Here is a 25,766-nt window from a genome sequence, read left to right as displayed (position 1 = left end):
TAAAAAGTTTACAAAATGTTATTAAAAACTAAATAATTACTACATAAATTTACTGTAGCATAGTATTATGCGCTGAATGAACTTTATATAAAGTTCTCCCTTTTACAAAAGGCACTAGTGTTTCACTAGTGCCTTTACAATTATTGCCAAAGCTTATAACTTGCGTCTGACGGCATTCGCCAGTCTCCTCGAGGGGAGAGACTTACAGTACCAACCTTAGGACCATCAGGAATAGCTGAACGTTTAAATTGTTGAGTAAAAAATCTTTTTATGAAAATATCAAGCCATTTTTTAATGGTATCTTCATCATAGTCATTTTTAAAGGCTTCCTTTGCCAAAAATAGTATCTTCTCAGGTGTTTCACTTTGTCTTACGAAATGATACAAGAAAAAGTCATGAAGCTCATAAGGTCCTACTATGTCTTCTGTTTTTTGGGCAATATTTCCTTCTTTATCCTTTGGAAGAAGCTCAGGGCTTACAGGAGTATCTAATACATCCATAAGTATATCAGAAATATCTTTTTCCACTTCTTTTTGGGCTACATAGCGAACTAAGTATCTTACTAAAGTTTTAGGAATTGAACAATTTACACTGTACATGGACATGTGATCCCCATTATAAGTGCACCAGCCTAAGGCCAATTCTGACAAATCACCAGTTCCAATTAAAAGACCAGCTTCTTTGTTTGCTATATCCATAAGAATTTGGGTTCTTTCTCTAGCCTGAACATTTTCATAGGTTACATCATGTTTTTCCACAGGGTGGTTTATATCTTTAAAATGCTGAAGACAGGCATCCACTATATTAATTTCTCTAAATTCTGTGCCTAGGTGTTTACATAGACTTACTGCATTATTATAGGTTCTGTCGGTAGTTCCAAAGCCTGGCATAGTTACAGTGACAATATTTTCTCTAGGTATATTAAGCATATCAAAGGTCTTTACAATAACCAAAAGAGCTAAGGTGGAATCAAGACCACCGGAAATACCTATAACTGCTTTTCTTAAATTTGTATGAGTTATTCTCTTAGCAAGGGCTGCAGTCTGTATGTTAAATATCTCTCTACAGCGTACCTCTCTTTGAGCCTCATCAGAAGGTACAAAAGGATGTTTATCAACATACCTATCAAAGCTTGTAATTTTTGTATCGCTGAATTTAAAGTTTATTTCTAAAGCTTCAAAAGGAAGTAATTTTACACTATCTCTAAAGCTTACATTCTTTAATCTTTGATTATTTAGCCTGCTTACATCTATAACAGAAGTAATAATCTCATTTTTCCTTTGGAATCTATCATTATGTTTTAGAAGAACGCCATTTTCTCCTATAAGTAAATCTCCACTGAAAACTAAATCTGTAGAAGATTCAAAAACTCCAGAGGAAGCGTATATATAAGAGGAAATGCATCTGGCACTTTGGGATTTAACTAAATCCTTTCTGTAATCTGCCTTACTTACAATTTCGTTAGATGCAGAAAGATTTCCTATTATATTAGCACCTATCAAGCTTAAATAACTGCTTGGAGGAATTACAGTCCACAAATCTTCACATATTTCAAAACCGAATTTAAAAATTCCACTAGTGAAGATTAGATTTGTGCCAAAGGGAATATTTTCTTGGAAATATAAATCAGTTCTTTTGCTAATTATATTTATTCCATCGGTAAACCATCTTTTTTCGTAAAATTCAGTATAATTTGGTATGTAGCTTTTAGGAACTATTCCAAGAATTGTTCCTTTAAAAATTATATAAGCGCAATTATACAGGCAGTTTTTGTGCACAAGAGGAGCTCCCACTGCTATAAGTAAGTCCTTTTTTCTTGAATAAATGCATAAATCTTCAATAGCCTCTAAGGACTTATCTAATAAGAGCTTTTGAGTAAAAAGATCAGCACAAGTATAGGCAGTAACGGATAATTCTGGAAAAACTACTAATTTAGCTTCCTGCTCTAAAGCTCTATTTATACATTCTTTTATATTTTTTACATTGAATTCTATGTCCGCTACATTTACTACAGGACATGCAGCAGCCACTTTTATAAAGCCATCTGTTGACAAAATATCATCCCCTTAGTATGTAATATATATTAAACAACCATAATAGATTTTACTATTAATGTATCATTATTTAATTCAATTATCGAGTATAAAGTAGTAATTGTCAAATTATAGATTAATATAATAGAGACATCTATAGACTTTATTTTTGCAAGTAATATTATATGGTATACGCATTATTAAAAATAAAGTTCTTAATCAGTATTTAGTCATAACAGCATAGAAGATATATCTTATGCTATAAAAGTGGATGGGTTATAATGTAAATAACTATAAATGCAAGATAATAAAAGATAGTCCTTAAAAAAGTGTATAAATTCATGTTATATGGTATTAAATAACCTTTATTGTGATTAGTTACAACTTTATTTATTACAAGACATGCTGTATGATTATTATATAGATTAATCTATTAAGAAAAATTATATCAAGGTCTAAGAAGGAGAAGGAATCATGGAATACTTAAAAGATTTAGCTACTTCTATGCCATTTCAAGTCTTAGGAGGAATTGCACTTATATTACTTGCTGGGCATATAATGATTAACTATAATGATGCCTATTGGGGAAATAAGGATAGTGATGGAAATTATAAAAAGTAGTGATTTAGTTTTAGTATAGTGTAGTAATTAGTTAGTGGTGGAGTTCATAACTTATTTAATAAAGGAGGGGATCTTATGATTAGTTCTATAATTCTATGGCTCATTGTTGGAGGAGCAGCATTAGCTATAGATATTGCTACAAGTTCTTTTTTATTTGTATGGTTTACTGTGGGAGCTATAGCAGCAATTATTATGCAGACCCTTGATTTTTCTTTTATAGCACAGCTTATAACCTTTATAGTTGTCAGCGGAATATCAATGGCAGTGGGCTATCCTATAGCAAGAAGAACTATAAAGAGCTCAGTTAAAAGAACTCCAGTTAGAGAGGAAACTTATGTTGGAAAGATACTAACAGTAGATGAGGATATTTTAGAAGAGGGAAAGATAAGAGTTGACGGAGTTTACTGGCAGGCAGTAAATGATGGAGAGACAATAGAAAAGGGTGACCAAGTAAAAATTACCGAGGTTAAAGGAAACAGAATTATTATTAAAAAAATTTAAGGGGTGTTTAAGAATGGGAAAAATTCTTTTATTGGTTATTTTGATAATGGCAATTACTACGTTGATTTCATCCATTAAGATTGTAAATACTGGATATGTAAATATCGTTGAAAGGTTTGGTCAGTTTCACAGGGTGTTAGAACCAGGTTGGCATTTAATAATTCCTTTTGCAGACTTTGTCAGAAGGAAGGTTTCTACAAAACAGCAAATACTAGATATCGAACCACAAAGTGTTATAACCAAGGATAATGTAAAGATTTCGGTAGACAATGTTATATTCTATAAGGTAATGTCTCCAAGGGATGCTATATATAATATAGAAGATTATAAATCTGGTATAATCTATTCCGCTATAACTAATATGAGAAATATTGTAGGTAATATGAGTTTAGATGAAGTTTTATCCGGTAGAGATAAGATAAATTCAGAGCTTTTGAGAGTAGTTGATGACATAACAGATGCCTATGGAATTAAGATTCTATCCGTTGAAATTAAAAATATAATGCCTCCAGCAGAAATTCAAGAGGCTATGGAAAAACAAATGAAGGCTGAACGTGATAAGAGAGCAGCAATCCTTCAGGCGGAAGGACAAAAGCAAAGTGAAATTGCTAGAGCAGAAGGTGAAAAGCAGGCTAAAATCCTACAAGCAGAAGCAGAGAAGGAAGCTAATATAAGACGAGCAGAAGGTTTAAAGGAATCTCAGTTACTTGAGGCAGAAGGTAAGGCAAGAGCCATTGAAGAAGTGGCAAAGGCGCAGTCTAAGGCTATAGAAGTGGTGAATAAATCTATTATAGAATCTGGTACAAATGAAACAGTAATAGCCTTAAAACAGGTTGAAGCCCTTCAAGAAATGGCTAAAAATCCTGCAAACAAATTAATACTTCCAAATGAGGCAGTATCATCTCTAGGAAGTATTTCAGCAATAGCAGAGATGCTAAAGGGTAATAAGTAGAAGAAATTCTTCATATTATATAAAGTATTAATTTATATTTTAGGGGGTATTATGCCTGGAGATATTTCTAAACATACCAAATATAAGGCTGAAGGAAGTTATCCAGAACCAAAGGTAGAGGGAAAAAATATTTATTACGCTAATTTACTTCTTCAGGATTACGCTGGTGCAGTCAGTGAGTTTACAGCAGTTTCTCTTTATTCCTATCAACACTTTGTAAGTGATGATAGATATAAAGAATTTGCGGAAATTATAGGACAGATTTCTATAACTGAGATGAAGCATCTTGAGTTATTAGGGGAGACTATTAAGCTTTTAGGAGTTAAACCTGCATTTGTAAGCTCAGTTTGTCCTTGTGGTAAGGTATGGAATGCAGGCTATGTTAATTTTGCTGATAAGATTAAAGCTATGCTTATAGAGGACATTAAGGCTGAAACAGAAGCTATTAGGAACTACAGATATCATATGAGTGTAATTAAGGATAAATATATTAGAAAGCTGCTTGCAAGGATTATAGCTGATGAAGAAGTTCATCTAAGAATATTTAAAAAGCTATATGATAAGTTTAGTAGGTGCTAGCAGCAGAATAGCCATAGCAAAAAGAAAACTAAAAATAAGAATGAAAACTTAGTAGCCTGTGTATCTATCTAGATATACAGGCTATTAAGTTACTTCTCTAATTTATTATCTATGTTAGGTAAGTTATATAACTCTCCCATTAACAGCTCGTCCTATAAATAATACTAACATAATTACAGCAAATACGAGCTTTCTGAATAGAAATACATAAATGCAGAAAAATAAGGCTATCTATACTTTAATGGAGGGAATAACATGGAGGAAAATACAGTTTTATTAGCAAATAATTTAATGAAAATATTATCTATAACTATTGTTTCTGGCGTAATCTGTGCTAGGTTAAGTAAGTTGATAAAGCTTCCAGATGTAGTTTTATTCATAGTAGCTGGAATTCTTTTAGGACCTCAAGGGTTAAACTTAATAGGTTTTGAGAGTTATTCAGTAGAAAATCAACTAATACTAACTTTTGGAGCAGCATATATACTCTATGATGGAGGAAGAGAGGTACAACTTGGGATATTAAATAAAGTTAAGATATCTGTTTTGCTACTAGCAACCATAGGTGTATTGATATCAACATTTATTACTGGGTACTTTGCCTATAAGATATTGAAAATAGACCTTATCTATGCTTTATTACTGGGAGCAGTTATAGCATCTACAGATCCATCGGTGCTTGTCCCTCTTTTTAAAAACATGAATATAAGTAACAAGTTAAAACAGACCATAATTTCTGAATCAGCCTTTAATGATGCAGCAGGGGCTATTATGACCTTTACTATTTTAGGAATAATAGAAGGTGGTACTTTTTCTGTTGGCAGAAGTGCTTGGGAACTACTTTTAAAGGCAGGTGGAGGTGTAGTTATAGGATTAATAGTTGGTTATGCTGCTACATTTTTAGTAGGTGAAAAAAAACATAGTTTCTTAACTGGTTATCCAGGAGAGATTGCAGTAGCTGCAGTTTTAGGAGGATATATTATTGCAGAGCACTTTCATTTTAGTGGATTTATGGCAGTATTTATAATTGGGATAGTATGCGGAAATAAGGATATTTTTAGACTATCCATAAAAGGAGAAGAGGAGAACATCCACATTAGTTTTAAAGAAGTTTTAATTATGATAATCAGAATAATGATATTTGTAATTCTAGGAACCCAGATAAACTTTGCAGTCTTAGGAAGGTATTGGGCACAGGCACTTCTTGTAGTTGTATTATTTATATTTATAGCGAGACCAGTTAGTGTAATTTTTTCTGTTATTCTAGATAAAAAGGCAGAGTGGAGTTTTAGGGAGATACTGTATCTTATGTGGACTAGAGAAACAGGTGTAATTCCAGCAGCATTAGTTGGAATGCTGGCTAGTATGAAAGTTAATAACTCAGAAATTATATCTGCAGTAACTTTCATGGCTATAATCATAACCTTAGGAGTTCAAGCGAGTACTGCTAAATATGTTGCAAAAGTATTAAAGTTAGAAATTTAAGTATAAAGAGCAACCTTGATTATTATTTTAAGGGTGCTCTTTTAAAATTGTTATTTTCAATATAAGTAGTATAACTGGGAAAAGAATAAACATAGTATAGTTTAGTACCGAAACCTCAGTGTAAATGTAGTCTTTTGTAGTTTTCTTCAGTAGAATTATGGAATTATAACTGATAAAATGTAGGTATAGAATACATAAAATCTAAGGGGATGGGCAGTATGAAAAAAAACAAAAGAGGCTTTATTAGAATTGTATTAGGTATTATAATATTATTTTCATTATCTTCTGCTGCAGGTTTTAAATTTGCTGAGAGGTCTAAATCAAGTATTAACATAGTATCTACATCTAATAAGTCAGATGTAAGTTCTAATATCCAGGCTTCTAAGGATAATGGACAAACAGGCAAGACAAAAAATGAAAATAAGGGTGACAGTGATAAGAAAAGTGGACAAGATAAAACAGCTGAGGTTAAAGAGAATAAACCTCAAGATGCACCAGCAAAAGGCGATAAGATTGCTTATTTAACCTTTGATGACGGTCCAACTCAAAATATAACTCCCCATATATTAGATGTATTAAAAAATAACAATGTTAAGGCTACTTTTTTTGTTATTGGAAAAATGGCAGAACAGAGCCCAGAGCTTTTGAAAAGAGAAAAAGAAGAAGGACATGTTATTGCTAACCATACTTATTCTCATAACTATGGTTACATTTATTCATCACCGGAAATTTTTATAAAAGACTTAGAGAAGGGCACTGAAGTGGTGAATTCTATAATTGGAGAACATAATAAAACTCTAATTAGATTTCCAGGTGGATCATTTGGTAGACAAGCCTATAAAAGGGCAGCAGAGAATCATGGCTATCACTATGTAGATTGGAACGCTTTAAATGGAGATGCGGAAGTTCAATCAGCCTCTGTAGAAAGATTAATATCAAGGCTTAAGGAAACTACCCAGGGACAGAAAGAGTTAATTATTTTAATGCATGATGCTCCTGGTAAAAGGACAACTGTTGAAGCTCTGCCTCAAATTATAGAATATTTAAAAGCTAACGGTTATGTTTTTAAAACATTAGAATAAGGTATAATACTGAAAAGAAAGTGAAGGAAATATAAATTCCATCACTTTCTTTTTTATTTACAGTAAATATAACCATAAGAGCAACATAAGAAAATTAGCTGGAGTTTATAAAAGAACAGATTAGGAGAAACCAATATTCTATTATTTTGTGGTGGAAAACTTGCATTTCCTATTATAGATATAGTAGTCGAAAAAAGATAACTATAATCACAATATAAGATACACTGTATTATTTTTATATATTTCAAGCTAAATGATTATGTTTAGAAAATAAACTTTCATATTTCAGTATTTTTACATAACGTTTACAGGATAAAAAACTCTATTATATATCAATAAAAAACATAAAGTGCTAAAAAAAATAGTCATATATTGTAAATATACATCGGTATAAAAATGAGCAATTAAGAGAAAAATGAAGCAATTAAAATATATTAAGTCTTATTTAAGTATAAAAGTCTATTTTAAAGAAATATAAAAGAAAATATCGCAAAAATGGTTGATTTTGGGAATAAAATCTTTATAATTATGTATATGGCTATAAATAAATGGAAAATAATTCATAAAAAATAGTAGCATAAGGAGTGGTTATAAGAATGCAAAATAGTAATCCAAAGGTTGCATATTTTTCCATGGAATTTGGTTTGGATCCAAGCTTTAAGATTTATGCTGGAGGTCTTGGTATACTTGCAGGAGATTATCTAAAAGCTGCTAAAGAAAATAACTTACCAGTGGTAGGAGTAGGGATAAAGTGGAAGCAGGGTTATGTAGAACAACACATCGATAAAGATGGAAGGATTGTAGATTCTTTTTATAATAATGAGTATGATTTTTTGCAGGATACTGGCGTTAAAATAAAGGTTAATATAAGAGGTCGAGATGTCTGCTGTAAGGTATGGAAGGTTGATTGTTATGGAAATTCGGAACTATATCTTTTAGATACAGATTTGCCAGAAAATGCAGATAGGTGGATAACAGGTCAATTATATGGATGGTTTGAGGAAGAAAGAATAGCTCAGGAAATGATTCTTGGCATAGGGGGAATAAGAGCTTTAAGAGCGTTAAATAAAAATGTTGATATTTTTCATTTCAATGAAGGTCATGCAATTTTCGCAGGATTTGAGCTCATAAGAGAAAAAAGGGAAAGAGGATATAATCCTTATGACGCATGGAATGAATCAAGAAAGGAAATTGTTTTTACAACACACACACCGGTTTGGGAAGGAAATGAGTTTCACAGTCTTAATATATTAGAGTATATGGGAGCTTTTAACGGTCTTGATAAATATTTAGTTAAAGAAATAGGAGGAGAGCCCTTCAATATGACAGCTGCAGGACTTAGATTATCGAAAAAATCTAATGCAGTATCAATGCTTCATGGGAGAACTGCTAATGAAATGTGGAAATCTATTGATAGAAGAAGTGAAATAATTAGTATTACTAACGGAGTACACCTAGGAACCTGGGGAGATAAAGTACTAATTGATGCCTGCAGACGAGGAGAGAATCTTTGGAACTACCACATGGATAACAAAGAAAAACTTATAGATTTTATAGAAGAAGAAAAAGGTATAAAATTAGATAAAAACAAGTTATTAATTGGATTTGCAAGAAGAGCTGCTCCTTATAAAAGAGGAGATTTAATATTCACAGATGAAGAAAAAATAGCACCTCTATTAAGCACTGGAGATGTACAGATAATAATATCTACAAAGGCCCATCCTTTAGATTTTTCAGGTAAAGAAATAATAAAACACATTCTAAGTATAGAAAAAAAATACCCAAATTCCGTAGTGTTTTTAGATAACTATAATATGAATAAAGCTTTACTTCTTACTAGAGGAGTAGATGTGTGGCTTAATAATCCTAGGGTCACTAAGGAGGCCTGTGGAACTTCTGGTATGAAGGCTGCAATCAATGGTGTTCTGAACTTAAGTACCCTTGATGGTTGGTGGCCTGAAGCTTGCTGGGATGAAGTTACCGGTTGGCAGATAGGAGGAGGCTTTGTTTCTGACGACATAAAACTTCAAGATAAGCATGATGCAGAAAGTTTATATGATGTATTATTTAACAAGGTATTAAAGACCTACTATAATGACCGCAAAAGATGGACTGATATGATGGCAGCAGCTATAAATGGAATGGTTGATAGGTATTCAGCAGACAGAATGATAAAGGAATATTACGAAAAGTTATATAAATAATGTCACAAAAAATTCAATAAAGAATAGAATGCAAGAGGTAAGGGAAGAAAATAGTCTCTCCTTTCCTCTCATAAATAAGTTATTTAAAAAATATTATAAATTTAAACTAAAGTTTCAGGGGGATTTAGAAATGAAGATATTTATGCTTTCTTGGGAATACCCGCCAAAAAATGTAGGGGGATTATCTAACCATGTCTACTATTTATCTCATGCCTTAAGCAATATGGGACATGAAATACATGTTATTACCTGTGAGGAGGGAACAGCTCCTGTAGAGGAAAATGACAAGGGAGTTTTTGTGCATAGGGTTACACCTTATAAAATAGATACTAATGACTTTACAAAATGGGTTATGCAGCTTAATTTCGCAATGATAGAAGAGGCTACAAGACTTATCATGGCAAAGGGAAAATTCCATATGATACATGCTCATGATTGGCTATCAGCCTATAGTGCTAAAAGTTTAAAATGGTCCTTTAAAACTCCAATGGTATGTACTATTCATGCCACAGAATATGGCAGAAACGGTGGTATAAGAACAGATATGCAGAGATACATATCTTCCACTGAATGGCTTCTAACTTATGAGTCTTGGAAGACAGTAGCGTGCAGTAACTATATGAGACATCAAGTAAGTGACTTATTTGCAGTACCTTGGGAAAAAATTTGGGTTATTCCAAATGGAGTAGAACCAGAGAAGTTCAATTTTGATTTTGATTGGTTGAATTTTAGAAGGAACTATGCTAGAGATGAAGAAAAGATAGTTTTCTACATAGGAAGGCACGTATTTGAAAAAGGAATACATCTTCTTATAGAGGCCGCTCCTTTAATAATTAACAGGTATAATAACACCAAGATTGTTATAGCGGGAACAGGACCAATGACAGAAGAATTGAAAAGCAGGGTAGGACAGATGGGGATAGAGGATAAGGTTCTATTTACTGGATACATGAGTGATGAAGATCGAGATAAACTTTATAGGGTAGCTAATGCAGCAGTATTTCCATCTCTTTACGAACCCTTTGGCATAGTAGCGCTAGAGGCTATGGCAGCAGGCTGTCCAGTAGTGGTTTCTGATACCGGTGGTCTTGGGGAAATAGTACAGCATAGAATAAATGGATTAAAGACTATTAATGGATCTTCTGAAAGTATAGCAGATAATATAACTACACTTCTATATGATGAGGAAATTTCAAAGGATCTTAGAGAAAATGCTTTAAAAACAGTATATGAAAACTACACATGGAGCAAAGTAGCTGAAACTACAGCAGCTATGTATAACTGGGTTAGAGAGGAAACTAAAGGAACTGAATGGGAGATAAAAGGCACCAAAGAGAGAAAGGTATATACTATTCAGAAGCTAAGGGGAAACCTAAGAATTAAATCAAATGTTACGCTAGATGAGGTAGATAGTATACCTTCAAAGGCTATAGAAACAGAAGATAGTATTATTAATGCTAAGGATAAAATAGAGAATAAGATGAAGGAGACTACTGAGAAGAGTTTTGAGGCAGCTTTTGGAGCAAGAGACATAGATTTTAATTATGATGTTTAAGAGGGGATGAGAGTTTATGAAAGCTATTATAATGGCAGGAGGAGAAGGCACAAGATTAAGACCATTGACTTGCAATATACCAAAACCTATGATGCCTATTATGGATAAGCCTGTTATGGAATATGCTGTAGAACTTTTAAAGAATAGTGGAATAACTGATATAGGCGTAACACTTCAATATCTGCCAGATGAAATTATGAATTACTTTGGTGATGGAAGAGATTTTGGAGTAAATATAAAGTACTTTATAGAAGAAATGCCTTTAGGTACTGCAGGTAGTGTTAAAAATGCAGAATGCTTCCTAAATGACACCTTTATTGTTATAAGTGGGGATGCCTTAACAGATATAGATTTATCTAAGGCTATTGCTTTCCACAAACAAAATAATTCTATAGCTACTTTAGTATTAAAAGAAGTGGCGGTACCGCTTGAATTTGGTGTAGTTGTGACAGATAATAATGGAAGAATAAAGGGATTTCTTGAAAAACCAAGCTGGAGCGAAGTTTTTAGTGATAAAGCTAATACGGGGATATATATACTTGAACCAGAAATATTTAGTTATTTTGAACAAAATCAGAAGTTTGACTTTAGCAACGACCTATTTCCATTACTTTTAAATGATAAAAAGCCTATGTTTGGCTATGTAGCAGAGGGGTATTGGTGCGATATCGGTAATATTGAACAGTATATAAGATGCCATTTTGATATATTAAAAGGATTAGTAAAAGTAAAAATAAAAGGAGAAAAATATAAAGACGGCATATGGCGTGGTGAGAATTGCGAAATCAGTGAAGAAGCTGAAATATCTACACCAGTTTATATAGGCAGTGGAACAAAAATTTATAGTGGAGCAAAGATAGGACCTTATACCGTTCTAGGTAAAAATAACATAATATCTAGCAATGGAACTATTAAAAGAAGTGTGGTCTTTGATAATTGTTATGTAGGAGAAAATGCTCAGGTAAGAGGGGCTATTCTTTGCAAGAAGGTTCAATTAGAGGCAAAGGCTTCAGTTTTTGAAGAAGCAACGGTTGGAGATGATACTCTGGTAAAGGAAAGGGCTCTTATCAAACCAGGGATTAAAATATGGCCTAATAAAGTGATTGAAGCTAGTACTGTGGTTAAAGAAAATGTAATTTGGGGTGAAAAGTTATCAAGTTCTTTATTTGGTAAGAGAGGCATAACTGGAGAGGTTAACGTAGATATAACACCAGAATTTGTGTCAAAGCTTGGATCTGCCTATGGATCTTTGTTAAAAGCAGATTCAAAGGTTGCTATAGCTTGTTGTGATAATGGTGCTTCCCAGATGTTTAAGTATTCTCTTGCTACAGGACTGCAGTCTATGGGAATGGAGGTTCTTGATTTAAAGAGAATGCCGAGAGCTTTAACCAGGCAGGCTACTATGTTCTTTGGAGCACAAGGCGGCATTCATGTTTCAATAGATAGTGATAATGCTGAAAAGGTTCATATAGTATTTATGGACGGAAAAGGGCTTGATATAGATAAAAATTTAAAAAGAAAAATTGAAAATAGTTTTATAAGAGAAGATTTCAGAAGAGTGAAAACAGATACTTTTAAACAGATAAACCATATGTACAACTGCTTAGAGTACTATACAAGACAGCTTATAAATATATTAGGAGTTCACAATATAAGAAATCAAAAATATAAAGTTATTCTAAGTATTAAAAATCCTATGGTACTAGGAATAGTTAAAGACCTGCTCCAGGAGCTTAGGGTAAATGTTAAGGTTTATGATGAATATAATAATCTTTTAGGATTGAAAAGAGAAGTAGTTGAGAACAATGCTAATCTGGGAATAAAAATTGATGATCAGTGTGAAGAGGCAGTGTTAGTAGATGAGAAAGGTAATATAATAAAGGATGAGCTATTTGATGCAGTAAATGCCCTTGTTATGTTAAAGTCTTCAAATATTAAAACTTTAGTCGTGCCCGTTACCGCTTCGTCAACAATGGAGCAAGTAGCTGAAATGTGCGGGTGTAAGTTTATAAGAACTAAAACATCACAAAAATGTATCATTGATACTTTACTAAAGAATGAAAAAAATATAAGTAAAAGGGAAATAATTACTGCTTATTTAATGACCTTAGACAGCATAAGCGTATGTGCATTAATCCTTAATTTAATGGCTTCAAGTAATCTTCCTCTTTCAAGTATACTAGCACAAATTCCTAAGTACCATATAGCTAAAAAAGAAGTAAAATGTCCATGGAACATGAAGGGAAGATTAATGAGAAATCTGATAGAGGAGAATAATTCTAAGTCAGTAGATTTAATAGAAGGTGTTAAACTGAATTATGAAGGGGGATGGGCTCTAGTTTTACCAGATGCAGAGGAGCCGCTTTGCAGGGTTTATGCGGAGTCAAAGGATTCAGATGAATTGATGAAACTCACAGAAGAACTTTTAGAAAGAATAGAAATAATAACTGAAGAAGAGAAAAGTAGTGTTTAATGAAAAAAGCAGAGCAAAAATTACATGCTCTGCTTTTGTGCTTAACAAAAGAATGATGTTTTAGTTTACTTATAAATTAATAAAAGTGCTGTGGTGAATTTTAGAGTATAATATTATTAATACTTATAGAAACAAGATTGTTGGGAGGCAAAACAGGTGGGATTAAAATTTATATACGGAAGAGCAGGCAGTGGTAAAAGCCATTATTGTTTAAATAGTATAAAAAAGAGAATAGAAGAGGGGTGTGCTGATCCTCTAATACTCTTAGTGCCGGAGCAGTTCTCCTTTCAAGCTCAGAAAAACCTTATAAAGGCCGTTGGAGAAGAAGGAATGCTTAAAGCGCAGGTTCTGAGTTTTAAAAGAATGGCTCACATTGTCTTCAACGAGGTAGGAGGACTAACTAGACAGCATATAAACAATGCAGGGAAAAGTATGCTTATTCATAGAATAATGGAGCAAAACAATGATAAATTTAAAGTTTTTTCAAAGGCAGCTAAAAAGCAAGGGTTTATTACTACAGTTTCTGATATTATAACTGAATTTAAAAGATACAATATAACCACAGATACTCTAAAGAGCACTGCAGAGAGGATAGAAAATCAATATTTGAGAAATAAGCTTGAGGATATAACTTTAATCTTTAATCAGTTTGAAAAAACACTGCATGAAAAATACATAGATGAAGAAGACGAGTTAACCATGCTAATAGAGAAGTTGGATAAGTGTCCCATATTTGATGAAGCAGAAATTTGGGTAGATGAGTTTTCTAGCTTTACACCACAACAATATTGTATTTTGGAAAAACTTTTAAGGAAGGCTAAGAGAGTTAGCATAACTCTATGTGAAGATGATTTAACAAAGGATGGTGTAGTAGATAACACTGATGTATTTTCTCAAACTAAAATCACTGAAAAAAGGCTTTTAGAACTAGTGAAAAATAATAATGTAAAATATGAAAAACCCTTAGCTTTAAAATGTAGTCCTTGTTATAGATTTAAAGATAGCAATGAACTTCAGCATTTAGAAGCTCACCTATTTTCTTATCCTTATAAAGCTTGCAAAGGAGAAACTGCGGATATACATATCCTTAAAGCTTTAAATAAATATGTTGAGATAGAGGAAACAGCAAGGGATATAGTTACTCTTTGCAGGGATAAAGGATTTAGATTTAAAGACATTGCAGTGGTAAGTGGTGACCTAGATGGCTATGAGAGTTTAGTTAGAGCAGTATTTAGAGAATACAATATACCCTACTTTATAGATAAAAAAAGGGAAATAGACCATAACCCAATTGTAGTGCTAATAATATCAGCTGTAGAAATATTAGCTAGAAACTGGTCTTATGAATCTGTATTTAGGTACCTTAAAACTGGACTATTAAACTTAGAAAATGAAGAAATAGACATTTTGGAGAACTATGTGCTTTCCAATGGTATTAAAGGTAACAGATGGACCTTGGAGGAAAAATGGGATTTTAGATTGAATTATGGTTTTGAAGATGATGAACTATCTCAGTCTGAAGAGGAATTTTTAGCAAGAATAAATACTATAAGAGAAAAAGTAAGAGAGCCTCTTATAAATCTACGTCTCAGTATAAAGGGCAGAAAAAGAGGCAGAGAGAGTTGTGAAGGTTTATATAGATTTTTATGTAACCTAGGCATTCCGGAAAAGGTTCAAGGTTGGATTGAAGAATTTAAGGAAGCTGGAGAGCTTGATAAGGCAAATGAATATAACCAAATATGGGATATAGTAGTTGATATGCTGGATCAAATAGTGGAGATTGTTGGAGATGAAATTGTAAGTGTTGATCTATTTTCAAAAATTCTTTCTACAGGCTTTAAAGAATATGAGATAGGCGTAATTCCACCTGCTATTGATCAGGTTCTTGTAGGAAGTGTTACAAGGTTAAAAAGTCATGAGATAAATGCTCTTTATATAATTGGAGTAAATGATGGAGTTTTTCCAGCAGTAATTCCTGCAGAAGGAGTGCTTTCAGACAGTGATAGAGAGGGCTTAAGAGAAAGAGGATTGGAAATTGTAAAGGATACAAAAAGCAGAGCTTTTGAAGAACAATTTTTAGTTTATACCACATTAACAATGAGCAGTAAATATTTAAAGTTAAGTTATCCAATAGGAGACGAAGACGGTAAAACTAAAAGACCATCCATTGTAATATCAAGACTAAAAAAGATATTTCCAGACTTAAAAGAGGAAAGCAGCTTAATGGAAAAAAATGATGACTACGATATTATGAGAGCTATAGCTGGTCCGAAAGCTACCTTTAGTCAGTTTGTGTCAAGCCTTAGGAAGAATAGAGAGGGAAGTTATATAACCCCTCTATGGCTTGAGGTTTATAGATGGTATAGAAATCATGAGGAATGGAGTGATAACCTTCAAAGGGTATTAAGTGGCTTTAATTACAAAAACGAAGCAGAGATCTCAGATACTAAAAAGGTGAGAAAACTTTACGGCAAACATATGAATATAAGTGTTTCGAGACTTGAAAAATTTGTAGAATGTCCCTTTGAATATTTTATACAATACGGACTTAAGGCAAAGGAGAGAAAGGTCTATAGTTTAACGTCACCAGATTTAGGAAGTTTCATGCATAACATACTTCAGAATTTCTCATCTCAGCTTAAAGAAGAGGAATTAGACTGGAATGATATAAATAGGCAATGGTGTGAAGAGAAAGTTTCAGTAATTGTAGATGAAAGTTTAAGAAAAATTCCAGGGTCAATACTTAATAGTTCAAAAAGATACGGTCATGTTACTAATGGTTTAAAAAGAATACTTACTAGGTCAGTATGGCTTATTACAGAGCACATAAAAAGAGGAGGGTTTACACCTGTTGGCTATGAGCTATCCTTTGGTAACTCAGGGGACTTTCCTCCTATTTCTGTAGAACTTCACTCAGGAGAAGTTGTTAGTCTTATTGGTAGAGTGGATCGAGTTGATAATATGAAGGAAGAAGCCGCTACCTACTTAAGAATAATAGACTATAAATCAGGAGCTAAAGAATTTAAGCTATCTGATGTATACTATGGTTTCCAAATGCAACTCTTGATATATTTAGATGCTATACTTACAGAACTTGAAGAAAGAATAGATAAGGAAGCTCTACCAGGGGGGATTTTTTACTTTAAGCTAGATGATCCAATACTAAAAGTAAATGGGGAGTTATCAGATAATGAAATAGAAGAAAGAATAATGAAAAGTTTAAAGATGAACGGTCTTTTGCTAGATAACCTAGAGGTTATAAGAGAAATGGATAAGGAGCTAGAAAAAAGTTCAGATATTATACCGGTAACAGTAAAAAAAGATGGGACAATTTCAAAATCTAAATCTTCTGTGGCTACCTTAGAACAGTTTCAGCTTTTAAGAAAGTATGTTAAAGATACTATTGCTTCTCTTTGCGAAGAGATACTAGAAGGAAACATAGATTTAAGTCCTTGCAAGAGTAAAAATAGAGATTCTTGTAAGTACTGTGTATATTCAGCCATATGTCAGTTTGATACGTCCATCAGGGGTAATAAGTATAGGGTTCTGAATGAAAAAAGTGATGAAGAGATATGGCAGAAGATTGAAGAAAAAGTTAGTGATAAATAATAATTAAAAAACTTAGCCTGTATTCACTGGGGAGAGAATACAGGCTAAATTATTTAGAATAGGGTTTTAAGTACTATACAGTACTTAAAGCTTGGAGGTGATAGGGAAAATTAAGAAAAGCTATGTGGGGGTAATATATACAAAATAATAGAGTATTGCAAATAAAATATTAATGCTTAAGTTAGTCTTCCACTAATAACCTAAAATTATTTCTTTATATATTTAGTATATGAAAAATCAGATTTTTGGTGATTAAATTATTATAATAATTTTTTAAAAAGTTTTTTGATAATTTGAAATATTTTTAAAATAACTGGAGGAAAATTAAGTAATATATAGAATTTATAGTATATCTTAAGTATTATTCTGATTCCTTTAGAATATATATAATGGATTGAAAATAGGGGGGATTTTAATGAAAAAAAATCTATTAAAGGTGATTGCAGTTTTAGCAATCACAGGTTTGGCAAGCACTTTTGCAGGATGTTCAACTAGTACAAGTTCCTCAGCCGGTGGAGGAGGGGAGATAAAGATAGGAACCTTTGGGCCATACACCGGAGACGCTGCTACAGATGGTACCCAAGCACGGGATGGAGCAATGCTTGCAGTAGAACAAATAAATAAAAAAGGTGGAGTAATTGGAAAGCAAATCAAGCTAGTTGCAATGGATGATCAAGCTAAGGCGCCTGAGGCAATGAATGTGGTTACTAAGATGATACAGCAGGAAAAGGTATCTGCATTAGTAAGTGGTTCTTATAGCACTCCAAGTAAAACGGTGGCACCGGTAGTACAACAGAATAAAATACCTATGGTTGTTGCATATGCTGTAAATCCTGCAATAACTGAGGGCGGAAACTATATATTTAGAACTATATATGCAGGACCAGCACAGGGAGCTGCTATGGCAGAATATGCAGTTAAAGAAAAAAATCTAAAGAAAGTAGCAGTACTTAATGTAAATAATGACTACGGTAATACAAATGCAGAAGGTTTTACGAATCAGATTAAGAAACTTGGTGGAGAGGTAGTTATCAGCAGAAATTTTGTAGATGGAACAAAAGATTTTAAGGCATTGCTTACGGCAGTAAAGGAAAAGAACCCAGAAGCAATATATATAGGTTCCTATTATAATGAGGCTGCTCAAATTTGTACTCAGGCAAAGCAGTTAGGAATAGCAGTACCTATCTTTGGTTCTGATGGATTTGATTCTCCAAAGTTAACTGAACTTGGCGGAAAGAATGTAGAAGGTGTAGTATTTACAACTCCATTCTTTAGAGAAGAGCCAAGACCTATGGTACAGGATTTTATAAAGGCTTATAAGGAAAAGTTTGATAAAGAGCCAGATATGCTTTCAGCTCAAGCTTATGATTCAGTACTTGTGCTTGCAGATGCTATAAAGAGAGCAAATAGTACAGATAAAGAAGCTATAAGAAAAGCTCTTTCAGAAACAAAGGGTTTTGAAGGAGTTACAGGAAAAATTTCTTTTGATGAAAAGAACGAAGTTATCAAACCAGTTATACTTAGCAGAGTAGAAAATGGAAAATTTGTTTATGTAAAGAGTCAGGAATACACTAAATAGAGTACAGATATGATTTATGCTTAGAAATAAAGGTTGATTTTACAGGTATAGTTTAATGGGGAATGAAGGAGATTTTTCATACTTTATTCCCCATTAAAAAGGGGGGAGTATATGTTTTTTCAGCAGCTTTTTAATGGAATAACCGTTGGTAGTGTTTACGTACTGATAGCTATAGGTCTTACAATGATCTACGGGGTATTAGAATTGCTCCATTTTGCTCATGGTGTAGTTTACATGGCTGGAGCCTTTGCAGCAGTAAGCTGCATTACTTTATTTCACAGCAGCATATTTATTGCAGTAATTGCTGCTATGATTGTATCAGCCTTTTTTGGATGGCTAATAGAATTTTTTGCATATAAACCGGTAAGAAATTCACCTAAGATTACTGCATTAATAAGCGGCATTGGAATGGCTATAGTTTTGGAGAATGTATATAGAATTATTTATGGATCTCAAACAAGAGCCTTTCCACAAGAGGGGATAGCTCCCATAAAAACCTATAATATTTCACAGTGGGTTTCTATAACAAACTATCAAATATACATAATGGTAGTTGCAGCAGTACTTGTTATTATTCTTCATCTATACTTAAAAAAGACCAAAAGTGGAATGGCAATGAGGGCTGTATCCATGGATTTTGATGCTTCTAGCTTAATGGGCATAAGTGTAAATAAGGTCATATCTGTAACCTTTATAATAGGCTCTGCTTTAGCTGGAGTTGCTGGAACCTTAGTTGCTTTGTATTTTAATGCAGTGTATCCTTCCATGGGCTCTATGCCTGGAATGAAGGCTTTTGCTATCGTTGTACTAGGCGGACTTGGAAGTATACCAGGAACAATTATCGGTGGACTTTTTCTTGGTATAGTTGAATCCTTTGCAGATGGATATCTAGGAAACTTTATTGTAGGCAAGGATGCTTTTGCCTTCATTATTTTGATTCTAGTTCTTCTTATTAAACCATCAGGGATCTTTGGTAAGAAGATAGAGAAAGTGTAGGTGACAATTCATGGATATACTTAACTCTTACTTTATCAATGTATTAGTGGTAGCAGGAATATACGTAATACTATCATTAGGATTAAACCTAACCATAGGTTTTGCGGGACAAGTTTCTTTAGGACACGCAGCCTTTTATGCTATCGGTGCTTATACTGCAGCTATATTATCTTCTAAGTTTGGTTATTCCATATGGATGACTCTTCCTATTGCAGCAGTGGTTACCTGGGTTATTGGTGCATTATTAGGCTTGCCAAGTCTCAGAGTTAAAGAAGATTTTCTGGCAGTAGTAACAATGGGACTTGGTCTCATAATTCAATCTCTAGTGTTAAATTTAAAAATAACTGGAGGACCAATGGGAATTGGAAACATAAAGCCAGTGTCATTATTTAATCATAGCTTGGGAATGTTTGGATTTTTTGTTTTTGAAGTTGCTCTTATAGTAATTCTTATCTTTGTTATGAAGAGAATGGTTAACTCTAGATTTGGAAGGGCACTAATTGCTATAAGAGAGGATGAAACTGTAGCAGATACCCTTGGAATTAATACCACTAAATATAAGGTTTTAGCCTTTGCAATAGGTGCCATGTATGCAGGAATTGCAGGTACTCTTTTTGCTCATTATTTTACTTATGTAAGTCCAGATAGCTTTGGATTCATGGAGTCAGCAACAATATTGAGTATGGTGGTAATAGGTGGGTTAGGAAGTATAAAAGGTTCTGTAATTGGAGCAGTAATTTTAAGTATGGCACCAGAACTTTTGAGAGGACTTAAAGATTATAGAATACTTATTTATGGCTTGCTTATGGTTATGATGATGAGATATAGGCCTCAAGGACTTTTTGGAGATAATTCATTGTTTAAATTAAAGAGAAAAAAGGTTAGTAGCAATGTTAGTAAGGAAATGTAGAGTGCAATGAAGAAAGAAACTCTACTTTAAAGCCAGCTCAGAGTTCCTAATTAATATTTAGAGGTGATTTAATGGCTATATTAGAAACAAAAAATGTTACTAAGAGTTTTGGTGGTTTGTGTGCGGTATCAGAGGTAAATTTTCATATAGATGAAAAGGAAATTGTAGGCCTTATAGGACCTAATGGTGCAGGAAAGACCACTTTTTTTAATATTATTTCCGGCTTGTATACACCTACTTCTGGAGAAGTTTTTATCAATGGAGAAAAAACTACTGGTATTAAGCCCTATAAAATAGCCTATAAGGGTGTGGCTAGAACTTTTCAAAATATTAAGCTTTTTGGCAATGTATCTGTGCTTGATAACGTAAAGATGGCAAGATATACAAGATCAAAGGCCGGTGTTTGGAATTCTATATTAAAGCCTAAGTGGGTAATTAGGGAAGAGAAGGATATTACAGATAAGAGTATAGAACTTTTAAAATTTGTAGGACTTGAGCAGTATAAGGATGAAATATCAAAAAATCTTTCCTATGGAAACCAAAGAAAGCTTGAGATAGCAAGAGCATTAGCTAATGAACCTAGTCTTTTATTACTTGACGAGCCTACTGCTGGAATGAACATAGAAGAAACTAAGGGAATGATGAACTTAATTCGTGCTATAAGAAGTGGAGGTATTTCTGTATTAGTTATAGAGCACAATATGAATTTGGTTATGAATGTATCTGATAGGGTAGTGGTTTTAAATCACGGCATTAAGATTGCAGATGGAAAACCAGAAGAAGTAGCAGGTAATCCAGAAGTTATAGAAGCCTATCTAGGCAAGGAGGTAGATGAAAGTGCTTTTAGTTCAGAATGTTAAAACTTACTATGGGAATATACAGGCACTAAAGGAAGTATCTTTAGAAATTAGAGAGGGAGAAATTGTCACACTGATAGGTGGAAATGGAGCAGGGAAGACCACTACACTAAAGACTATAGCAGGATTATTAAGACCGAGAGAGGGAAAAATAATCTTTAATTCGAAGGATATAACAGGAATCCCTGCTCATAAGGTGGTTTCAGAATCAGTTGTTTTAGTACCAGAAGGAAGAAGAGTTTTTTCTAAGCTTACAGTAGAGGAAAATCTGCAGATAGGAGCTTACTGCAGAAAGGAAAAAAAGAACAAACTGGTAAGTGAAATAAAAGAAATATACAATATATTCCCTAGACTTGAAGAAAGAAAAAAACAGTATGCAGGAACCTTAAGTGGTGGGGAACAGCAGATGCTTGCAATAGGAAGAGGGCTTATGGCAAAGCCTAAGTTGCTGCTTTTAGATGAGCCTTCTATGGGGGTGGCACCTATAGTTGTAAAGGAGATATTTCAGGTTATTAAAAAAATAAATCAAGAATTAAGAACTACAGTTTTTCTAGTGGAGCAGAATGCAAAAATGGCATTAGCTATAGCGGATAGAGGATATGTTTTAGAGACTGGAAAAATTACGCTCCAGGGAACTACAGAAGAATTGAAGGAAAGTGAAGAGGTAAAAAGGGCATATTTAGGAGTATAAAGCAGAGAATATAACAACTAAAAAATAAATTAGGATGTATATTAAAAATGAGTTTAAAAAAGGTTGAAAATGCTCATGCTTAAAAGTGATCTAAGCATGAGCATTTTTTAGCCAATTCTAATAGTGTATCTATTCTTTTTTCCAGAACGTCATAAACATCCTCACATTCTTTATTAATATCATAAACTAGGTGTATAGTATCTTTAAGTTTTGACTCTTTACCATGTGTAATTATAGAGGTTGACAAATAATAAGAGCTAGTAGCCAGATTAACGGAAGTGCTGCTAAGCTGATTTAACACTGTTAGCAATGGATTAATGCAATTGTCAAAGTAAAGAGATTCTCTAGGATTTAAATCCAATTTAGCCAGTTGCTCTTTAATATTATTGATATTCTGAAGAGTCGAGGAGGCTTTATCAATGCTATCGCTAATAGAAGTATCAGAGGACTGAGCAGTTTGGTTTTCTGAAGTTCCTTGGGAAATTCCATTTTGAAGATTTTTTGCACTTTCGATACCAGATAATATGATAGTATTTATGTTTTGTAAATTTGTATTAGTATCTTTAACAGTGTTTTCATTGGAGATACTAGAAGGGCTATTATTGTTATTATTAGAATCATTATCTGGTGATCTCTGACAGGGCTTTGTATCATCACCAGTACATTTATCACTATTAGACGTATCGCTACTGTTATTATCTTCGCCACTATTATCGCTATTGCTACTGGTTTTTATGATGTTATTAATGTTTTGTATATTTTTATGAGTATTGTCAATGTTGTTATTGATTATATTTGAACTAGTATTACTATTACTTGAATTATTAATGTCTTCCATTGAACCACACCCTATTTATCTTTATATATTTAGTTTATCAATTTATCATTAGGCTGTGACAACAAATTGATTTATAATTTGTATAAAAAATTGAAGGATATTTTCTTAAAAAGGTTGAATAAAGTCAGGTGATGATAAACAATATACTTATAAGCAATGATGAGGTATTAAAAAATAGAATAAAAACTGCTTTTATAGAGATTGGGGGCAAGTTGATGTATAAATTAGATAATTTATTAGATATGGAAAAGTTACAAAAGCTTATGGATAAGTTCTACAATTTGACTAAGGTTCCATATGCAATATTAGATGCAAATGGCGATACCATCATAAGTTCAGGGCAAACTAGAATTTGCACTTGTTTTCATTCATCAAATCCAAAGGCTTTAATGAATTGTTTGAGAAATAAAAAAGCTGTAGATTGTAATTATAGTGAAGGCGGCTATACGGAATACATCTGTGGAAATGGACTAGTAGAAGCTTGTACCCCTATAATGATAAGGGGAGAGTATATAGGTAACTTAAGTTTTGGTCAGTTTCTTAAGTGTAAACCTGATTTAGAATATTTTGAAAGACAAGCTGATGAGTTAGGAGTTAATAAAAAAGATTATTTGGATGCTGTTAAGGAAATACCAATTGTAACTGAAGAAAAAGTTAAAGATTATCTGGATTACTTTAGGTGTTTAACAGAGCTAATGTCAGATATGGCAGTTAGCAGGCTTAAACAAATGGCTACAGAAGCAGCTCTTCAAAAAAATAATGAGTACTTAGAGTATATAGTTAGAAGCAGAACAAAGGAATTGACGGATATAAATAAAACTCTTATAAGGGATATGAATAAAAGGAGAGCAGTTGAAAATCAGCTGAGAGAAAGTGAACAAAAGTATAAAGGTCTTGTAGAACTTATTCCAGATTCAATATACATAAGAACTAGAGAGAAGTTTTTATACGCTAATCCGGCAGGGGCAAGGAGTTTAGGTGCAAGTAGTGTAGATGACTTAATAGGAAAGAGTGTTTCTGATTTTTTAGAAGTTCATCCAGATTATAAAGAAAAATTCGATAAAAAGTTTGATTTGATATATAAAAATGGAAGTATGCCTTTAACTGAAGAAAAGTTTATAAAAAAATATAATAATGAATTATTAGAGATAGAAACTACCGCTGCAATATACCCCTATGACGGAGAAGATTCTATACTAGTGGTATCAAGAGATATATCAGAAAGAAGAAAGGCGGAAGAGCTTAGTAGAGATATTGAAGAAAAGACTAAGCTATTAAAGGATGCTATTGAGTATGAGAGCTTAAGAACAGAATTTTTTGCTAATTTATCTCATGAATTTAGAACACCGCTAAATATAATATTTACTGCACTACAGATGTGCAAATTAGTTACTAGCAGCGATGAGAGCATGAATAGTTCCAAGTTAAAACACTACATATCATTAATGTATCAAAATGTGTATAGGCTAATAAGACTAGTAAATAATCTTATAGATATAACTAAAATTGATTCTGGTCACTTTGATGTGACTTTTGGAAACTATAACATTATAAGTATTGTTGAAGACATAACACTTTCTGTAGGTGAATATGTTCAAAATAAAGGAATAGAACTTATTTTTGATACTGATATTGAGGAAAAAGTTATAAGTTGTGATCCAAATAGTATAGAAAGAATAATGCTTAACCTACTTTCTAATGCAGTAAAATTTACTCAGGAGAAAGGGACTATTTATGTTGATATACATGATAAGGGGGATAAGATAGTTATTTTGGTAAGGGATACTGGGGTTGGCATACCGAAAGAAAAACAGGAATTAATATTTGAAAGGTTTGTTCAAGTGGATAAATCTTTTAAAAGAAATAGAGAAGGCAGTGGTATAGGACTCGCTTTAATTAAATCTTTAGTGGAACTACATAAGGGAAAGATGTGGGTGGAAAGTGAAGCTGGAAAAGGAAGTTGTTTTTACGTTGAACTCCCTGCTAAAGTTTTAGATCATAAAAATCAAAAAGAAAACAATATAGAAAATACTAGTAAAGTAGAAAGAATAAATATTGAGTTCTCTGATATATATATCTAGAGCTAACACTAGTTGCGAATAATAGGTAATGTAATAATGTGTCAGGAAATTAGAGAAAGCAACAGTAAACTTTAATAGTTTGCTTAAAAATGCTGCAGAATAAATCATGAGGGTTATAGCTGTTAGGCATTAGTGTTTTGCTTTAAATAGTATAGAGCGTTAACAATTTACAAATTAATTTAATAGTTTATTAAAAACAGAAAAGGAGAATGGCAGTTTACAGGAGTACTGCCTTCTTTTTATTAGAGTTACTTGCCAGAACAAAGCTTAAAATGTATTTTTCATCTTAATTGTAAGGAAAACTGAGTCTGGAGTGTCAATACAATAAAGTTAAAGTAATTATGAGAAAAACTTAATAATATAAGTATAATTTTAAATAAGAAAGCAAATTATATCTGTGTAGTAGAAATAATAGTGGTATGATAACACATGTCGCTGAGGCAAGCGGCAAAAGGTTGAAAACAGAATGTGTTGACAACCAATAATCATTTGTAGTAATATAATAAAGCTGTCAGGAACAATATAGTAAATAAAAAAACTTCTTGACAAACTTTAATGCAAATGTTAAACTGTAAAAGTCGCTAAGATAAGCGGAATGATCCTTGAAAATTAAACAGAGGTAAAAATAAGTAAAACTTGTTTTTAAAATAAGCCAGCAATTCTTTGAGTTACTCTTAGAGTAACAAAACAGTAATGAGTCACAAACTTTTAAATTGAGAGTTT

Annotated in this window: 18 protein-coding genes; 16 read left to right on the top strand and 2 right to left on the bottom strand. The window is 32.8% G+C overall.

Annotated features, from left to right (window positions below; all coding sequences use genetic code 11):
* Window positions 1-140 precede the first annotated feature (140 nt).
* Window positions 141-2,054: an NAD(+) synthase gene (locus P8V03_RS12810; RefSeq protein WP_318798393.1), complete on the bottom strand. Its 1,914-nt coding sequence runs from the start codon at window positions 2,052-2,054 to the stop codon at window positions 141-143.
* 453 nt (window positions 2,055-2,507) lie between these two features.
* On the opposite strand from P8V03_RS12810, the gene P8V03_RS12805 reads away from it, so the two are divergent.
* The 15 genes from P8V03_RS12805 to P8V03_RS12735 all read left to right on the top strand — a co-directional run bounded on the left by P8V03_RS12805 (window position 2,508) and on the right by P8V03_RS12735 (window position 22,124).
* The gene (locus tag P8V03_RS12805) at window positions 2,508-2,654 is read left to right on the top strand and encodes a hypothetical protein (protein WP_318798392.1); all 147 of its coding nucleotides are present in this window, start codon (window positions 2,508-2,510) and stop codon (window positions 2,652-2,654) included.
* A gap of 75 nt (window positions 2,655-2,729) precedes the next feature.
* Entirely contained in the window at window positions 2,730-3,155 is a 426-nt protein-coding gene (locus tag P8V03_RS12800) for an NfeD family protein (RefSeq protein WP_261672760.1), read from the top strand.
* Between the two features lie 13 nt (window positions 3,156-3,168).
* A complete protein-coding gene (locus P8V03_RS12795; protein WP_261672761.1) occupies window positions 3,169-4,107 on the top strand; it encodes an SPFH domain-containing protein in 939 nt (312 codons plus the stop codon).
* A gap of 51 nt (window positions 4,108-4,158) precedes the next feature.
* Window positions 4,159-4,686, top strand: coding sequence for a ferritin-like domain-containing protein (locus P8V03_RS12790; RefSeq protein ID WP_261672762.1), 528 nt, complete (start codon window positions 4,159-4,161; stop codon window positions 4,684-4,686).
* A 255-nt stretch (window positions 4,687-4,941) separates the two neighbouring features.
* Window positions 4,942-6,168, top strand: coding sequence for a cation:proton antiporter (locus tag P8V03_RS12785; protein WP_318798391.1), 1,227 nt, complete (start codon window positions 4,942-4,944; stop codon window positions 6,166-6,168).
* Window positions 6,169-6,386: 218 nt separating this feature from the next.
* Complete coding sequence (locus P8V03_RS12780; RefSeq protein WP_318798390.1) at window positions 6,387-7,250, top strand: polysaccharide deacetylase family protein; 864 nt, start codon at window positions 6,387-6,389, stop codon at window positions 7,248-7,250.
* A gap of 596 nt (window positions 7,251-7,846) precedes the next feature.
* Window positions 7,847-9,454 carry an alpha-glucan family phosphorylase gene (glgP, locus tag P8V03_RS12775; protein WP_318798389.1) on the top strand — a complete coding sequence of 536 codons (1,608 nt, stop codon included), beginning with the start codon at window positions 7,847-7,849 and terminating at the stop codon, window positions 9,452-9,454.
* 130 nt (window positions 9,455-9,584) lie between these two features.
* On the top strand, window positions 9,585-11,009 hold the full coding sequence (locus P8V03_RS12770) for a glycosyltransferase family 4 protein (RefSeq protein WP_318798388.1): 1,425 nt from the start codon (window positions 9,585-9,587) through the stop codon (window positions 11,007-11,009).
* A gap of 16 nt (window positions 11,010-11,025) precedes the next feature.
* Complete coding sequence (locus P8V03_RS12765) at window positions 11,026-13,482, top strand: sugar phosphate nucleotidyltransferase (protein WP_318798387.1); 2,457 nt, start codon at window positions 11,026-11,028, stop codon at window positions 13,480-13,482.
* A 156-nt stretch (window positions 13,483-13,638) separates the two neighbouring features.
* Window positions 13,639-17,091 carry a helicase-exonuclease AddAB subunit AddB gene (gene addB / locus P8V03_RS12760; protein WP_318798386.1) on the top strand — a complete coding sequence of 1,151 codons (3,453 nt, stop codon included), beginning with the start codon at window positions 13,639-13,641 and terminating at the stop codon, window positions 17,089-17,091.
* Window positions 17,092-17,506: 415 nt separating this feature from the next.
* The gene (locus P8V03_RS12755) at window positions 17,507-18,670 is read left to right on the top strand and encodes an ABC transporter substrate-binding protein (RefSeq protein ID WP_261672769.1); all 1,164 of its coding nucleotides are present in this window, start codon (window positions 17,507-17,509) and stop codon (window positions 18,668-18,670) included.
* Window positions 18,671-18,781: 111 nt separating this feature from the next.
* Window positions 18,782-19,666, top strand: coding sequence for a branched-chain amino acid ABC transporter permease (locus P8V03_RS12750; protein ID WP_318798385.1), 885 nt, complete (start codon window positions 18,782-18,784; stop codon window positions 19,664-19,666).
* 10 nt (window positions 19,667-19,676) lie between these two features.
* Window positions 19,677-20,576 carry a branched-chain amino acid ABC transporter permease gene (locus P8V03_RS12745; protein WP_318798384.1) on the top strand — a complete coding sequence of 300 codons (900 nt, stop codon included), beginning with the start codon at window positions 19,677-19,679 and terminating at the stop codon, window positions 20,574-20,576.
* A 71-nt stretch (window positions 20,577-20,647) separates the two neighbouring features.
* The gene (locus P8V03_RS12740) at window positions 20,648-21,436 is read left to right on the top strand and encodes an ABC transporter ATP-binding protein (RefSeq protein WP_318798383.1); all 789 of its coding nucleotides are present in this window, start codon (window positions 20,648-20,650) and stop codon (window positions 21,434-21,436) included.
* Window positions 21,414-22,124: an ABC transporter ATP-binding protein gene (locus P8V03_RS12735; RefSeq protein ID WP_346432510.1), complete on the top strand. Its 711-nt coding sequence runs from the start codon at window positions 21,414-21,416 to the stop codon at window positions 22,122-22,124. Before P8V03_RS12740 ends, P8V03_RS12735 begins: the two co-directional genes overlap by 23 nt.
* A gap of 79 nt (window positions 22,125-22,203) precedes the next feature.
* Here the strand turns inward: P8V03_RS12735 and P8V03_RS12730 are convergent, their stop codons facing one another.
* On the bottom strand, window positions 22,204-22,962 hold the full coding sequence (locus P8V03_RS12730; protein WP_318798381.1) for a hypothetical protein: 759 nt from the start codon (window positions 22,960-22,962) through the stop codon (window positions 22,204-22,206).
* Window positions 22,963-23,177: 215 nt separating this feature from the next.
* Here P8V03_RS12730 and P8V03_RS12725 point away from each other — a divergent pair, with 215 nt between their 5' ends.
* The gene (locus P8V03_RS12725) at window positions 23,178-25,043 is read left to right on the top strand and encodes a PocR ligand-binding domain-containing protein (RefSeq protein ID WP_318798380.1); all 1,866 of its coding nucleotides are present in this window, start codon (window positions 23,178-23,180) and stop codon (window positions 25,041-25,043) included.
* Window positions 25,044-25,766: the final 723 nt, after the last annotated feature.

The sequence above is a fragment of the Clostridium tanneri genome (genome assembly GCF_033659955.1).
In the GTDB taxonomy this organism is placed as follows: Bacteria; Bacillota; Clostridia; order Clostridiales; family Clostridiaceae; genus Clostridium_AM; species Clostridium_AM tanneri.
This window is presented reverse-complemented; position numbering and strand designations above follow the sequence as displayed.

Coding starts and splice junctions, on each gene's coding strand:
- P8V03_RS12805 (WP_318798392.1), top strand. CDS start 2,508: ATGGAATACTTAAAAGATTTAGCTACTTCTATGCCATTTCAAGTCTTA.
- P8V03_RS12800 (WP_261672760.1), top strand. CDS start 2,730: ATGATTAGTTCTATAATTCTATGGCTCATTGTTGGAGGAGCAGCATTA.
- P8V03_RS12795 (WP_261672761.1), top strand. CDS start 3,169: ATGGGAAAAATTCTTTTATTGGTTATTTTGATAATGGCAATTACTACG.
- P8V03_RS12790 (WP_261672762.1), top strand. CDS start 4,159: ATGCCTGGAGATATTTCTAAACATACCAAATATAAGGCTGAAGGAAGT.
- P8V03_RS12785 (WP_318798391.1), top strand. CDS start 4,942: ATGGAGGAAAATACAGTTTTATTAGCAAATAATTTAATGAAAATATTA.
- P8V03_RS12780 (WP_318798390.1), top strand. CDS start 6,387: ATGAAAAAAAACAAAAGAGGCTTTATTAGAATTGTATTAGGTATTATA.
- glgP (WP_318798389.1), top strand. CDS start 7,847: ATGCAAAATAGTAATCCAAAGGTTGCATATTTTTCCATGGAATTTGGT.
- P8V03_RS12770 (WP_318798388.1), top strand. CDS start 9,585: ATGAAGATATTTATGCTTTCTTGGGAATACCCGCCAAAAAATGTAGGG.
- P8V03_RS12765 (WP_318798387.1), top strand. CDS start 11,026: ATGAAAGCTATTATAATGGCAGGAGGAGAAGGCACAAGATTAAGACCA.
- P8V03_RS12755 (WP_261672769.1), top strand. CDS start 17,507: ATGAAAAAAAATCTATTAAAGGTGATTGCAGTTTTAGCAATCACAGGT.
- P8V03_RS12750 (WP_318798385.1), top strand. CDS start 18,782: ATGTTTTTTCAGCAGCTTTTTAATGGAATAACCGTTGGTAGTGTTTAC.
- P8V03_RS12745 (WP_318798384.1), top strand. CDS start 19,677: ATGGATATACTTAACTCTTACTTTATCAATGTATTAGTGGTAGCAGGA.
- P8V03_RS12740 (WP_318798383.1), top strand. CDS start 20,648: ATGGCTATATTAGAAACAAAAAATGTTACTAAGAGTTTTGGTGGTTTG.
- P8V03_RS12730 (WP_318798381.1), bottom strand. CDS start 22,962: ATGGAAGACATTAATAATTCAAGTAATAGTAATACTAGTTCAAATATA.
- P8V03_RS12725 (WP_318798380.1), top strand. CDS start 23,178: ATGTATAAATTAGATAATTTATTAGATATGGAAAAGTTACAAAAGCTT.